At 53.9% G+C, this 14,820-nt stretch carries 11 protein-coding genes; 7 read left to right on the top strand and 4 right to left on the bottom strand.

Translation table 11 applies throughout. The features are described from left to right. Nucleotides 1–124: 124 nt before the first annotated feature. Nucleotides 125–1,759 (top strand): RNA repair transcriptional activator RtcR, encoded by a 1,635-nt coding sequence (gene rtcR / locus RSSM_RS00155; RefSeq protein ID WP_008673060.1) that lies wholly within the window; start codon nucleotides 125–127, stop codon nucleotides 1,757–1,759. Between the two features lie 231 nt (nucleotides 1,760–1,990). Next, on the top strand, nucleotides 1,991–3,163 hold the full coding sequence (locus RSSM_RS00150; RefSeq protein ID WP_044300333.1) for a hypothetical protein: 1,173 nt from the start codon (nucleotides 1,991–1,993) through the stop codon (nucleotides 3,161–3,163). 132 nt (nucleotides 3,164–3,295) lie between these two features. Here the strand turns inward: RSSM_RS00150 and RSSM_RS00145 are convergent, their stop codons facing one another. Both RSSM_RS00145 and RSSM_RS00140 read right to left on the bottom strand, forming a co-directional pair. After that, nucleotides 3,296–4,645, bottom strand: coding sequence for a polysaccharide biosynthesis/export family protein (locus RSSM_RS00145; protein ID WP_044300315.1), 1,350 nt, complete (start codon nucleotides 4,643–4,645; stop codon nucleotides 3,296–3,298). A gap of 152 nt (nucleotides 4,646–4,797) precedes the next feature. Beyond that, entirely contained in the window at nucleotides 4,798–5,634 is an 837-nt protein-coding gene (locus RSSM_RS00140; RefSeq protein WP_236620839.1) for a hypothetical protein, read from the bottom strand. Nucleotides 5,635–6,537: 903 nt separating this feature from the next. On the opposite strand from RSSM_RS00140, the gene RSSM_RS00135 reads away from it, so the two are divergent. Beyond that, nucleotides 6,538–8,022 (top strand): MraY family glycosyltransferase, encoded by a 1,485-nt coding sequence (locus RSSM_RS00135; protein ID WP_236620838.1) that lies wholly within the window; start codon nucleotides 6,538–6,540, stop codon nucleotides 8,020–8,022. Nucleotides 8,023–8,025: 3 nt separating this feature from the next. Here RSSM_RS00135 and ppnP read toward each other — a convergent pair whose 3' ends face one another. Further along, the gene (gene ppnP / locus RSSM_RS00130; RefSeq protein WP_008673048.1) at nucleotides 8,026–8,304 is read right to left on the bottom strand and encodes a pyrimidine/purine nucleoside phosphorylase; all 279 of its coding nucleotides are present in this window, start codon (nucleotides 8,302–8,304) and stop codon (nucleotides 8,026–8,028) included. Nucleotides 8,305–8,661: 357 nt separating this feature from the next. Between ppnP and RSSM_RS00125 the strand changes: the two genes are divergently transcribed. Beyond that, entirely contained in the window at nucleotides 8,662–10,224 is a 1,563-nt protein-coding gene (locus tag RSSM_RS00125; protein ID WP_044300310.1) for a prenyltransferase/squalene oxidase repeat-containing protein, read from the top strand. Here the strand turns inward: RSSM_RS00125 and RSSM_RS00120 are convergent. Continuing rightward, nucleotides 10,221–11,102, bottom strand: coding sequence for an RDD family protein (locus RSSM_RS00120; RefSeq protein WP_008673044.1), 882 nt, complete (start codon nucleotides 11,100–11,102; stop codon nucleotides 10,221–10,223). The genes RSSM_RS00125 and RSSM_RS00120 overlap by 4 nt on opposite strands. A gap of 290 nt (nucleotides 11,103–11,392) precedes the next feature. Between RSSM_RS00120 and RSSM_RS00115 the strand changes: the two genes are divergently transcribed. The 3 genes from RSSM_RS00115 to tmk are packed head-to-tail and all read left to right on the top strand — an operon-like array spanning nucleotide 11,393 to nucleotide 14,765. Further along, complete coding sequence (locus RSSM_RS00115; RefSeq protein ID WP_008673042.1) at nucleotides 11,393–13,489, top strand: POT family MFS transporter; 2,097 nt, start codon at nucleotides 11,393–11,395, stop codon at nucleotides 13,487–13,489. 44 nt (nucleotides 13,490–13,533) lie between these two features. Next, nucleotides 13,534–14,139, top strand: a complete 606-nt coding sequence (locus RSSM_RS00110) for a hypothetical protein (RefSeq protein ID WP_008673037.1) — start codon at nucleotides 13,534–13,536, stop codon at nucleotides 14,137–14,139. Next, nucleotides 14,136–14,765 (top strand): dTMP kinase, encoded by a 630-nt coding sequence (tmk, locus tag RSSM_RS00105; protein ID WP_008673035.1) that lies wholly within the window; start codon nucleotides 14,136–14,138, stop codon nucleotides 14,763–14,765. Before RSSM_RS00110 ends, tmk begins: the two co-directional genes overlap by 4 nt. The last annotated feature ends 55 nt before the right edge of the window (nucleotides 14,766–14,820 follow it).

Below are 14,820 nucleotides of genomic sequence, written 5' to 3'. Positions count from 1 at the left end.
CACATCAACATTCCATAACACACTACCACGGTTAGACTTACGACTAGATCGACAATTCCTACCCCAAGTTGCATCCCGATATCCTGTATACTCACAGATGCCTTTTTATATCTCTGGATACACTATGAAAACAGTCGTCATTGGACTTCTCGGCGTACAACTCGATCAACCTCGCAAGTCGCGTGACCGCTGGAACCACTGGCGTCCTTCGGTCGCCGTCTGCCAACAGGACGATCTTATCGTTGACCGATTCGATCTGCTCGTGGAGCGTCGCTACTCAAAGCTAGCAGAACAGGTCATCGGTGATATCACGACGGTTTCTCCTGAGACCCGTGTCCAGCGTCACGACATCTCGTTAAACGATCCCTGGGATTTTGAAGAAGTGTACGCGACGCTGCACGGCTTTTGCCGGCAGTACCCGTTTGAGCCGGAACATGAGCGGTACCTTGTTCACATCACAACGGGAACCCATGTCGCACAAATCTGCCTGTTCCTTTTAACAGAGTCACGTCATTTTCCTGCCCGACTCTTGCAGTCTTCACCTCCTACTACGCAGCGTCAATCCCGTCGCAACTCGCCGAAGTCGGTCGAAAGACATTCTGTAGGTACGTATCAGATCGTGGACCTAGATCTGTCGCGATACGACGACCTCGCAAAACGATTCAAACAAGAACACGACGAGGCGGCCTCGATTCTGAAAAGCGGTATTAAGACGAGGGATCCTGCATTCAATGCGATGATCGACCGCATCGAGCGAGTGTCGCTTGCTACGAAGGCTCCGATTCTGATGACCGGTCCCACCGGAGCCGGCAAAACACGACTCGCCAAGCGAATCTACGAACTCAAACGGAACCGCCGACAAGTCGATGGGCCTTTCGTGGAAGTGAACTGCGCCACCATTCGTGGCGATCAAGCGATGTCGACGTTGTTTGGACACATCAAAGGAGCGTTCACCGGAGCCAACCAAGCTCGTGCTGGGTTACTCAAAACCGCAGACACCGGCATGCTATTCCTCGACGAAATTGGGGAACTCGGAATGGACGAACAGGCGATGCTGTTGCGAGCAATCGAAGACAAGACGTTCATGCCGGTTGGCTCTGACCGCCCGACCTGCAGCGACTTTCAACTCATTGCCGGATCCAATCGCGATCTTCTTGCGGATGTGGCCGGTGGGAAGTTCCGCGAAGATCTACTCAGTCGAATCAATCTCTGGACGTTCCGATTGCCAGGGTTGGCTGAGCGACGCTCCGACATCGACCCGAACATCGATTTCGAACTTCATCAGTATGCAGTCAGCAGCGGGGACAAGGTCACCTTCAACCAGGATGCTAGAAAAGCGTTCTTACGCTTCGCCACAGATCCATCCACCAAATGGAAAGCCAACTTCCGCGATTTGAACGCCGCAATCACACGAATGGCGACACTTTCCGACAACGGGCGCATTACGAAAAAGCTCGTCTCGGAAGAAATCGTTCGACTCCGCGCCGGATGGACTTCATCGAATCCAAACGATCTCTCGGCCCCCCTCCTGACGGAATGTCTGGATGATGTGGCAATCGAACAGATCGATCGGTTTGACCAGGCTCAACTTTCCGAGGTCATACACGTTTGTCGAAAGCACAAATCACTCTCGGCCGCCGGAAGAGAACTGTTCCAAGCTTCACGTCTGCTAAAGACGCGCCCCAATGATGCTGATCGCCTACGCAAATACTTAGCCCGCTTCGGACTTCAGTGGGAAGACGTGCAGCAATCGAGCTAGAATTTTTTAGTGCCTTGATCGCTAGTGCAGGCTCGTCGCAAGATGATGCTTTCCATGAAAATGGAAAGAGATTCCGGATGAAACAGTTGCGAGAATCAAAACGTTTCCTCTGCGGCGGTGTGTTGAAGACACGCAAACCCACGTCAGGCAAATACGAGATTGCCTTTCGACGATAAGTCACTCTACCAATGCTTCAACCGTTTCCCACCAACTGCATGATTGGAAACCTACATGCCATTCCTGTCTGGTAGCCTGTCGTTTGAAAGATTTCGCGTAGAGAATTTTGACGCTGATAGTTTCGACCAGGAACATGTCGACCTGATGGCCAAGTATGCGGCGGGCAAGTTCGAAACCAATTCAACCGAAAACGTGCATACCGGTTTTCTCGGTGGAGCGCATCTTTTTGACCAGGACTTCGACCTCGACAAGAACGTAATCAACGATGCGGTTCACTTCGGAATCCGCATTGACACGAACCAAATCCCGTCCGCAATCAAGAATGCCTGGTTGCAAATGGAGTTGGCGGCACGAGCGAAAGACAACCCGAGCGGCGTGGCAACAAAAGCCCAACGAAAGGAAGCGAAAGAAGCCGTCGAACAACGCTGTGAGGTAGAAGCAGCGACCGGCAAGTATCGCAAGTTTCAACCGTTTTCCCTTCTATGGGACTACGGCTATAAAATGCTCTACTTCGGGGGAACCGCTGGAACGGCCAGTGGGCACTGCGCGGATTTGCTCGAACGTGTTTTTCAAGTTGAACTCGGACATGTCAGCGCCGGCACGATTGCTCAGGCTTGGGCGATCGAGGCAGATCGATACGCTGAGATGGACGATGTTGTGCCGGCAGGTTTTTGTCCCGGACCGGTCCATGGGAGCGTCGCCTGGGCGAATGAACACTCGCAGGCTCCCGATTTTCTTGGCAATGAGTTCCTACTTTGGTTGTGGTGGACGCTAGAAACCCAGACAGACACCATTACCATCCCCGACGGTTCAGAGGTCACCGTCATGCTGTCGAAGACGCTGACTCTCGAATGTCCTGTTGGTGAATCAGGCAAAGAAACAATCACGGCCGAGTCACCCGTCAAATTGCCGGAAGCCATGCAAGCGATTCAGCATGGCAAGCTGCCACGCAAGTCGGGAATGATCATTGTTCGGGACGGACAACAATTCGACCTCACCCTGCAAGCTGAAACGTTTGGAATCAGCGGTGCGAAAATCATTCTCGATGATGACGCTGAGTTCGAGAACGAAGACCGCATCGAAGCTGTACGAACACTCTGCGATACCGTTGACGGAATGTTCCACACCTTCTGTGAACGCCGGACCAATGAAACTTGGTCGAAGGATCTGCAGTCGATCCAAAACTGGCTCGCACCGGTCCAACAGAGAGGCAATCAAGCCGCGTGATGCCGAAGCGGGATCAATCCTGAAAGATGAGAAAGACAACCGCAACTGCTTTTGCCTCAGTATCGCGAAACCACGAAAAAAGCCGCTGATCATCGACCAGCGGCTTTTCGTTCATGTTCTCGCGTGGCTGTCTTAGTTGTCTCTCAACAACTCTTGGATGCCGTAGGTAAAGAAGGTTCCCAATCCGAAGTTCAGAAGTTCTTCTTCACACTTGTACTGCAAGATCAGCGTGTCGCCAGGCTGCACCAAAGGACGACTTCGTGGATCGTTCACAGCTTTCGCTAGGTCGACTTCGATAGCGATTTGACCGTTGCACGGCGTCTTACGAAGGATGTACAGCATTCCCGGTGGCACGCCACCGACGCTGGATGCACCGCCGAAACCTCCGCCTCCAGATCGTCCTGCAGTTGAACCGACACCTTGGCCAGCAAGTGCCATCGCTCCAAGTACATCGAGATCGTAGTCGCGAGGCAGCAGGTGCTCGCCACCTGGAAGCAGACCTCCGGTGTAGAACACTTCCGTCTCACGGTTTTCAATGTAGACGATGTCACCATCCTGCAGCGTGATGTCAGATTCCGCGATGTTTGGAATGACTCCTGGACGCACTCGCAGTGGAATTCGCAAGATCGAAGGATCTTCCGGAAGTTCTGGTGGGCAATAGCAAGGATCGGACATCGCTACGCGTTGTTGTGCCCAGTACTTGCGAAGGAAGTCGGCACGCTTACGCTTATCTGCTTCCGATGCACGAAGGACCAACACTTCGTTCTTTGCGGTAAGACCTGGAAGCCCGCCCGTTTCCACGAGTGCATGAAGAACGTCGTTCTTGTATGCAGGGAGCTTTACCAAACCGCCAGAGGCTGCTTTGTCGCTGCCTCGTAGCGTCTGGTCACCGCGCCCTCCAGCTAGGCCACTGCTTGCGTCTTCCCGCACCACGATCACGTCGAACGTACGTTCCTTGATCAAGGTAACGATCGGGCGAGCCTTCTCTGCGCGAAGAATGTCATTCTCGATGTAAGACTGGCGAATCTTCTCTCGAACCTGCTCGAGAGTCAGGCCTTCTACCTGAAGCGGCTCGATCAGCGGCAGTGCCAACGTCCCGTCATCTTGAACGGCGATCGGGTACCCGATCGATGGAGGCAGCGTACTGTTCTCTTCAGGGAAGTTAACCGGTGGCGGTTCCGGTGGTGCATTTGGCGGATTGAACGGCAACACGCCTTCAATGTAAACACCGAGAATGTCATCCGGACCGAGCTGATAGTCACGCGGTGGTTCGAGGGAAAGCAGAGCAATATCGACCGGTACAAGATCGTTTTTCGGTGGTGGAAAGAAATCCGGTGACAGTCGATGCGCAGGAATCCCGTTGATTGGCTGGGTCAGCGTCGAACATCCGGTAAAGGAAGCCACTATCGCGAGTGCGAGACTGCACCCAATGGTCGAGCGGAGTTTCCGCCAGACTTTGGAATGTATGAAGTTGGTGTTCATCCTTGAACTCTCCAGAAAAACGATCGGGTGACTTTACGCCCGTGATTGATTGAGATGAAAGTGGTTCAGACCAACAGAAAGAACCATTGGGCGACGACACCATGGCCGATCGCGTTAGGTAGGTGTCTCCCGACGAAGCGGAAGGTGATGACTTACGAGTTGGGTGACGGCTTTCCGAAGATCTCCTCGATCACCATGTCGATTTCTTCTTGACTCGGATCATTCACAGCACTGGTCTCCGTTGGCATCGACATTGGTGACGATACAGGCACCAATTCCATGGCCGGATTCGCATCAACCTCAAGGCTGGCTTCGCTAGTCGCACCGCTGTCGCTAAAGGACAACTCGGTAGTTGACTGTTTCACAGGACGCCGGCCGAGTTCGTCTAAGAACGGATCGTCTTTCAGTTGTGGAACATCGGGCGTCGGCTCTGCTGCACCCGGGATCACTTCAATCGCGTCCACTTTTGGAGCTGGCGAGATGTTCTCGCTTGGGTCCGCATCAATATCCTCGAGCGTGACTTTCCCAGGAACCAAAGTTTCTCCTTCTTCGAGAACGATTCCTGCTGGCAAACCAGCCTGCATCGGCATTGGTGCCGGCACTGCTGGAGTTGGTGCCGCTGTTCCGGTCATGTTCGATGTCATATGCGGAACGGCGTTCAGACGGATCATGTTGTAGTGACCGATCCCGTCTTCCTCGGCTGCTTTGACCCCCAGCGGGAATCCTTCAAACCAAGCGTTCACAGCGGCCTGACCGTTACCCGATTGGTGACGCCATCCCCAATACTGTGGAGAAACCACAGTGGGCGTGCACCCTGAGCCGCCGGTGGCAACCTCGAGATATCCGGCAATGAATCCGGCCCGCAGGTCTTTGGCATAGCGATGACCTCGATAGCAGTGCCTGATTCGAAGCCAAGCCCGAGTCGCCATCACTTTGTTGCGATGACTGATCATGAAGTCGTCGATGCACTCATTGTTATTGAGCTTCATTTGAAGCCCACTCCACATCGTGCAACCGGCGAATCCAGACGCGGTCACTCCTAGGGCCAATCCGAGTGCCAAACGTTTCAACGAGCGAAAGCGTCGAGTCGCTGTGGCGGTAGCAGATAAGGACTCCTTCGGGAGCCCTGTTTCATTGTTGTTCAACACGGGCATCATAGCCGGTTCCCCTCGCGGCGGATTAGTCAACTTCGCGCGAAAGTCGCGCAAAACAGCTCCTGCCACCATCTCGCCCCCCATAGGCTACAACGGCGTCCAGAATTCGGAAAATACGACCTGAAGCGATTACAACGCCTCTGGAATCTTCCTTGGTTACTTATCGCCTGTTCAAGGCGCACGGTTTAACCAAATGAGCCCGAAATCCGAATCCTGCCTTTCGTTCGGATATTAACGGCCGCAACAATTACTCCAAGAAGCCCCCAAGATGGAGAAACAGGATTCGCAGAAGCATAGTTTTGAGCAGACACCTCATCACCATTCAGCAACCATCGACCAGAACGTATACATTTGCTCCCTTTTTGGGAAATCCGGAACTCGTACCTCGCAAGTTCTTCAGAAAAAAGGGTTTTCACAATGCCAAAAATCGTTCTGGTAGCTAGGTTTAGCTAAGCATTTGATAGAACTGACAGGGGAAAACGAGCGTGATTACTTGTTAAGAGAGGTTTCCGAGCACGCCCAGGCGAAGAACGCCAGGAAACAGAGGTAGACTTCGTTGGCGTCGGTGGAAAGAATCGCCGTGTTCAATTACCCTTCAATTCTCGTCTGCACGAAATTGCATTCATTGTTCTCTCTTGCCCCCATTTAACATTGAATACCTTTTCAGCATTTTTGACCGCGTTTTTCGTCGCAGTACTACTAGTACCGGTCATCAGAGCCCTCGCAATTCGGATCGGTTTGGTAGACAAACCGGACGCTGAACGAAAGCTGCATAGTCGGCCAATCGCGCTTGCTGGCGGTGTCGCGGTATTCCTCAGCATGGTCATCGCAATGGCCGTGGTGATTGGTTTTCAAAACAGCTGGGACATTTCGTCCGTCTTGGACGAGTTCAACAAACCCTGGTCTGTCCTACTCGGATCAGCTGTAGCAATTCTTGTACTCGGTTTGGTCGACGACAAATGGACGCTGCGCGGACGACAAAAGCTGCTCGCCCAATGTGTCATTGCGATGGTAATTGTGGGTAGCGGCACAGTCTTGAACGTGGTCGGCTTGATGGGAATCGATGTTCCGTTGGGAATCTTCGCCATTCCGGTTAGCGTTCTTTGGCTACTACTTTGCATCAACGCACTGAACCTCCTCGACGGTGCGGACGGAATGGCGACAACTGTTGGCATTTTCGTTTCAGGCAGTTTGGCCATCGTTAGTTTGCTCAATGGAAACGCAGTGCTCAACGTGGTTGCCGCGTTTGCGTTGTGTGGAGCACTCGCTGGCTTTCTGATTTACAACCGTCCTCCCGCATCCATTTTTCTCGGCGACGCGGGCAGCATGATGATTGGGCTTCTCGTGGGCGTGTTGTCCATGTGGTGTTCGCACAAGGAAACAACCGCATTCGCTGCCGCGCCGCTCGCCATTCTCGTCCTGCCACTATTCGATTCCCTTGCGGCAATCGTCCGCCGGCGTTTGACTGGACGGAGCATTTACGCGACCGACCGTGGCCACATGCACCATCTGCTCAATGAGAAGTTTGGCAGGGCTGGCACCCTATGGATCGTCGCCGTAGCCTGCTCGGTTAGTTCGGCTGCAGCGATAGCGTCGACCTGGCTGCACCAACCGTGGATCGCTCCTCTCGGAGCAATTGCCGTGCTTGCTGCGATGGTAGGCACGCGAACCTTTGGCTACTCCGAATTCCGGCTTATCGCTGGGCGAGCTCGACATTTTGCGAACTCATTCATGGTCCGTCCGCAAGTTTGTGAAACCAAGAAGCACGAACGAGCAGTGAAAGTTCAAGGCGATGGTCCTTGGCAGGACGTTTGGGAACCTCTGGTCGACTTCGCTGATCGTCAGGGTCTCGCCAGCGTCAAGATTGACGTCAACATGGCTTGGCTCCATGAGAGCTACCATGCCACATGGCGAAGCATCCGGCTTCCCGAACCTGCAATGCAGAGTCTGGTTCGTGTCCCTTTGTTCGTTACGCGCGGCGTAGGCGAAGACTCTGAACGAGTACCAATCGGACGTATTGAGATTATTGCCACATCTAGCGAAGACTCACTAAACCGACTCGGAGACTTCCTTGAACATGCAGGTGAACTGCAGACGCAAGTCGAATACGTCGTGAAGAAAATCGAAGACCTGCAAGAATCTCGATCGCGAAAAGGGAAGAAAGTGGTCGACCAGGGGGTTTCGGTTCCCGTCGACAACGACGCCTTGGCCAAAATGTCCTAGCCTTCAGCTATAGAAGCACAGGTAAGCGGTCGGTTCGTCCACGCGAACTTGAAACTTCTCATTGGCGTCGACTCGGAATTCTTGCCCTGCGGGAACCTCTCGAAAGCTCCCCTCGCCTGGCAGTTTTACCTGCATCGTTCCGGAAACCACCTTCATCAACTCTTTCTCGGTGGTGCCGAATTCATATTCACCCTCTTGCATCACGCCAGACGTAACGCGTCCTTCACTGTTCGTGAAACCGATTGACTTGACCTTACCGTCGAAATATTCGTTCACGTTCATGTGAGGAGTTTCCTTCTAGCTCTTTGGAGGTGCGTTGCGGCGGGTGTATCTGAAATAGGTGTAACAATCAACAACATCGGCATTCGAGACCATTCGTAGGCCGGCATGACCGATACTGGTTGTGGTGGAGACCGGCGGATTTTAATCCGATTGAGGCAGGATTCGGAACCAGTCTTGCTGAGTACAACTGCCGTTCATGGCCGTTTAGCAGAAGCACCACCGGTGTTCGCTGTGAAAGGATGACATCGCTCCTATAATAGGAAGCTAGAGAAAGGCTGCGCGACCTAAACACGCAAATCTCTTAAACGGCAGCTAGCCAACCAAGTAAACACTTTGCACCGAGACTTCGGATTCGATATGTCGTCAACGACGGAACAGCTGCGTCCCGAACTCGACAGACTACTTACCGACTTTAGAGTCGATGAAGACGACAACAACGACGAACTATATCCATCGAGTCGATTCGGGTTCCTGAAAGACGCACCCGCTTGGTTGATCAGCACACTGCTGCACGTCGGAATCCTGCTTGCCCTCGGACTTGTTTCATTGACCGATCCGGTTCGCATGGTCAACGTGCTCTCTGCAACTGCGACCGGCGAGGAAGGTCCGGAGATCGAAGAGTTCTCGATTGAGCAGATTGATCCAGGCGAGATGGAGGTCGTTGAAGATACATCTGAGCCGGTCGAGATGACCGAGTCGTTTGACATGGCGGAACCAATCCCTCTCGACGTTCCTCTGGACATTGCCGCCGTACCGCTCGACGTATCTGATTTTGCATCCGAGATGGCGCCCACCGCAGCAACTTTGCAAACGCTCGCGTCAGTACAGACGTCTGCAATGGACAGTCGCTCGGACAAGATGAAGAAAAAGCTGTTGCGTGAATACGGCGGGAACTCCGCTAGCGAAGCCGCAGTCACCAACGCGCTGAAATGGATTTCCTTGCATCAAATGCGAGACGGGCGATGGACGTTTGCTCATAACCTCGTTTGCAACAATCGGTGTGGAAACGGTTGCGAAGAGAAACGATCGACCGCATTCAATGGGGCGACAGCGATGGCGTTGTTGCCGTTCCTCGGCGCAGGACAAACTCACAAATCAGGTGACTTCCAATCCGTTGTCAGACGAGGATTGAAGTATCTCATTCGCTCTGGCAGACCGGGCGTGAAGTCAGGGCTTCCAGTGCTAGACCTGAGTGAACGCGACGGCAATATGTACTCACACGGCCTAGCGACCATCGCGCTGAGCGAGGCCTATGCGATGACAGAGGACCCGACGCTCGCTGCGCCAACGCAGGCGGCGATCAACTACATCGTCGCGGCTCAGTGCCGTGACGGTGGATGGCGATACGCATTCCAAGACGCTCGAGGCGGCGACACCTCTGTCGTTGGATGGCAAATCATGGCACTCAAAAGTGGTTACATGGGACATCTGACCGTGCCACCTCAGACGATCATGGGATCCATGCGATTCCTCGATAAGGTCCAATCTAACGGCGGCGCCTGGTACGGATACGCCCGGCCGGAAACCGAACTGAGACCCGCCACAACCGCTGTCGGCTTGCTCTGCCGGATGTACACGGGTTGGGACATCAACAACCGAGCACTGCAAAAAGGCGTCGAAGGTCTCGCTGAGACTGGCGTGCTCAAGAACGACATCTATTACAACTACTATGCCGCTCAGGTTCTTCGGCAAACAGGCGGCCCCGAGTGGGAAAAGTTCAACACGGAACTGCGAGACTGGTTGGTCGACACGCAAGCGAAAGAAGGAGGCGCCAAGGGAAGTTGGTTCTTCCGAAGCAAACACGTGTCAGGGGCAGGACGGCTTTGCATCACGTCCTTTGCCACAATGATCCTCGAAGTCTACTACCGGCACATGCCGCTATATGCCGAGCAAACAGAGGAAGACGAGTTCCCTCTCTAACCAGTCGCCGGCAGTGCTCGATTCTGGTCGCGCCGAAGAGGGCTGTATCCGGCGAGCGGTCCGAGATCTACCGATTCACTCGACGGGTCGGCAAGAAACGTACGGTAGTACAACGCGAGCATCAACAAATCGAAGTCCACGTCCGAAACGAAATCGAATCGCTCGATCAGTGGGATTGCTAGGTGACGTGCGATCTCGGTTCTTCTCCCCGGCGTCAGGTAATGTCGACGCTCGGCGTAAACTGCGAGCGTGCGAGCCATGCTGCGTGAGACTTGGTAATCACCGGGGATGAAAGAGGCCAAAGGTGCCACGCGTGGATCGTCGATGTTGGCGATCGGCAACCTCCACGTTTTCTCATCGACAATCACCATCGTCCCCGCCGCAATATCGCCGAGCCGTTGCATCCTCCGTGTGCAGACAACGCTAATCATTCCAATGATGCCAGTTGGAATGAAGAGCATCGGTGGCATGTCCATCGCGGCAGCGGGCAGCGTTGACATCGGGGCGAGATCCGCAATCCGAAGCAAATTTCGGATGATCGCTCGCCGACCGGTGATCGGACAGCCGTCGACATCGATCACCCGAATTCCGAACATCCATTTACCAACGGTTCGGCCGTTGAAATAGGTTTCCATCGCCGCACCATAGAACCAACTGATCAGGAAATACCCGACCAGTCCTGCCCCGAATGCGAATGAGCCGAGGATGTCGATATTGATCATGCCGACTACAAAGGTCAGCGTTAGCGCCACAATCGCAATGACAGCGTAGCGCACAAAAACATCCACCAGGTACGCAGGCAATCGGCGAAATGGTCCTGCCAATTGATATTCAAACGCGATATTCTCCGGTGTCACCACTTCGATCGTGGTATCCAATGGCCGTGAATTACGTTCACGGCGCACATCGCGATTCGCTCGCGCTCGTGGCTCGGAAGCAGGCGTCCCTTTAGAGGTGGAGATTCGGTCGTCAGAATTAGTCGTGGTCGGCATGAGCCCAATTTACACGAATTCGCCCTACACCGGTGTACGTACACGAGCCTGGTTTTTGTTAAGTTACGCTAGCTCGCGGAAAGATTGCGGTTTTCCGAGTTGATCGATGCATCCGCACTTGTCCCGCATCGCGAAACCGCCGCGTCCCACCACCACCTTCATCTGAGAGAACCTCGATGTCGTCATCCAGTATTGACCAGACCGAATTGGAAACCAGTGCCGAGAAGCCTGCGGCGTACCAAACGCGGCCATCCGGTTCGAGCGGTCTACCTGGTGGTATTCCCTACATCATCGGAAACGAAGCCGCCGAGCGTTTCAGTTTCTACGGCATGAAATCGATTCTAACGATCTTCATGACCGATTACCTGCACTGGATGGGCACGTCCGCCACCGGCACAGGAATGAGTAACGCGGAAGCGACCGAACACTATCACTCGTTTACGATGGCGGCCTATTTCTTTCCGGTGCTCGGGGCACTCTTGGCCGACGTCTTTCTCGGTAAGTACAAGACGATCCTCTATCTATCCATCGTTTACTGCTTCGGCCACGCCGCATTGGCGTTCATGGGCTCTCCACCGATGAGTGCCGGTTGGTGGCTGTTTGCAGGACTCTTCCTCATTTCAGTCGGATCCGGTGGGATCAAACCGTGCGTGTCCGCCCACGTCGGCGATCAGTTCGGAAAATCAAACCAACACATGCTGACGAAAGTTTACCAGTGGTTTTACTTCAGCATTAACTTCGGCGCGTTTCTCTCGACGCTACTTACCCCGTGGGTCCTACAGCACTACGGTCCGCACTGGGCATTCGGGATACCCGGTGTCCTGATGGCCCTGGCAACGTTTTTGTTCTGGTTAGGACGAAACAAGTTCATTCACATCCCACCGGGCGGCACCACTTTCATCAAAGAGACGTTCAGCGCGACCGGCATCGCGGCGATCGCAAAGTTGATGATTATCTTCTCGTTCGTTGCTGTTTTCTGGGCCTTGTTCGATCAGACAGGATCGTCGTGGGTACTTCAAACGAAAAGCCTCAACCGGACTTGGCTCGGCATGACTTGGCTGGAGTCACAGATCCAGGCGATCAATCCGATTCTGATTCTCACTCTGATTCCTGTCTTTCAATTCGCTATCTATCCGCTCGTGAATCGTGTCTTCACGTTGACACCAATTCGCAAGATTTCGATCGGCCTCTTTGTCATGGTCGGTGGATTCGCGATTGTTTCGATGCTGCAAGAGAAAATTGATTCCGGTCTCGAACCCTCGATCGCGTGGCAGTTCTTAGCGTATGCGGTTCTCACGGCGTCCGAGGTGATGGTTTCGATCACCTGTCTGGAGTTTGCCTACACCCAGGCTCCCAAGAGCATGAAGTCTGTAGTGATGGCAGTGTTCCTTTTGTCGGTGTCGTTGGGTAACGCCTTCACCGCCATTGTCAATCACTTCATTCAGACGCCCACGGTTACCGGATTGGTAGCGCAAGTCGAACCTGAGAAAATGTCTACCGGCGAGTCGGTCAGCAATGGCGACTTCAGCGGGACATTTCTCGACGTGAGCGAGAGCAAACCGCAAACGATGCAGCTTCTTGTCACCGGCCCCGACGATCAAAAAGGAACCGACGACGATGTGGTGCTAACGTTAGATTCTGATGGAGTTGTTGAATCAATCTCGAACGCCTCCAAGCCGATCTTTGAAGAGGCAGCCGACCAAATCGAGAAAGCGTTTTTCGACTCGGCAGAATCGTCCGGTGATACGCTACCGAGTATCGAACAAATTGAAGCACTGCTAGGCGACCTCAAGGACGCACACGGAAACGCGATTCGCTACAAATTGATCTCGCGTGACCGATACCAACTGGTTTCCGAGGGTGCCGACGGGATCGATGGTACGAAGTGGGACGAAACGCTAACCGGCATCCTGCAACGCGTCACTCGCGATGAAAACGCGGCAGAAGGAGAACCGTACTACAGTTGGCTCGAACGCCAACGCATCAAACTCATCGGGGAAGGAGATCCCGAAAAGATCGCAGCCGCAAAGGCTAAGATCGAGAACGACCGCGGGGGAGGTGGCGAAACGAGCTTTTCGCGTGACTACGCCATTGGCGGTCGAGTTTTGCTCGAGGGAGCCGATTATTTCTGGTTCTGGACGAAGTGCATTTTGTTCACAGCCATTGTTTTTGTTCCCGTTGGATACCTGTATAAAGAGAAGACATATATCCAAGACGAAACCGACGACGAGATGCATGAAAAATCTCTCGCCGACGAGTCGATGTCGGCGTAAGTGCCTTCACCTGACGTCGTCTAATCCTGCCGACGGAAAGTGAAATGCTCCAACTGATCGCCGAACAGCCGATGATCACCGCCTTGATGCTCGCGGTGCTCGCGGCGGCACTCTTGTTCGGCTGGCTTCAAACGGGACGAAAGCAACTCGCTATCATCGGCCTGGTGTGCCTGCTGCTAATTCCGGTCGCGTGGTTTGTGTCCGATTGGTGGGTAACCGATCGCGAACAGATCGCTCGCTTGATTCACGAAACAGCCGACGCAATCGAAGCGAACGATCACGAGAAAGCGTTGGCAGTCATTGGGGATCCGTCAACACGTCAGCAAGCCGCGGCAGAATTGCCCCAGTGGATATTCACGCAGGCCGACGTTGGCAGCATCCGCCGCATTCGCGTGATCGAGAATACGGCTCCCGAGCAAGCGGACGTCGACATGATCGTGAAGGTGGAAGTGAGCAGCAAACGAGGAGGCCTGCAAAACATCCGCGTTCCTCGTCGGTTGTTACTGACGTTTGAAAAACGCAGCACAAACAGGAACAAAACCAGCGGCGGTTGGGTAGTCGTTAGTTACCAACATCTTCCGGTCGTCGGCGGACCGGATGGGTTTTCCACTTCTGCAGGTCCACTCGGTGGAAAAGGCCTGAATCAATGACCATCCCATACTTCTTCGCCTTCGACGGAATTGACGGGGTCGGAAAGTCAACCCAAATCGATCGGCTCGCTGACTTGCTTCGTCAACAAGGACGCGACGTTCTCGTGGTACGAGATCCTGGATCTACCGAGATCGGATTACGGCTGCGCGAAATTTTGCTCGGCGGCGAAATGCAAATGCATCGGCGAACCGAGGCAATGCTGTTCATGGCCAGCCGCTGCGAAATGATTGAATCGGTTCTTCGGCCGGCGTTGAAAGCTGGGAAAACGGTAATTTCCGACCGATTCTTGCTAGCGAATGTCGTATACCAAAGCACCTGCGATCGCGGCGGCGTTGCTCCGGTGACACCGGAGGAGTTATGGAAGCTGGGTCGGTTGGCTTGCGGAAATCTCAATCCCGATCTGACGCTGCTACTCGATATGCCCGTCGAAACAGCCTTCGCGAGACTCGGTGCAGAAACCGATCGAATGGAGTCTCGCGGGCCTGAATATCTTGATCGTGTCCGCTCCGCATTTCTCGAACAACTACCACACACAGGTGGCAAGGGCGTCGTCATTTCAGCGGAAGGAAGCGTGGACGAGGTGGCATCTCGGATTGCCGATGCAGTCCTATCCAACGGTGAATAATCGGAATCTAATGCGATACGGACGGTAGGTGCGGTACAATCCGGGCAGTGTCTCC

The sequence above is a fragment of the Aporhodopirellula sallentina SM41 genome (assembly GCF_000346505.1).
Classification (GTDB): Bacteria; Planctomycetota; Planctomycetia; order Pirellulales; family Pirellulaceae; genus Rhodopirellula; species Rhodopirellula sallentina.
The sequence above is the reverse complement of the archived record's forward strand: the minus strand, read 5'-3'. Positions and strand labels throughout refer to the sequence as shown.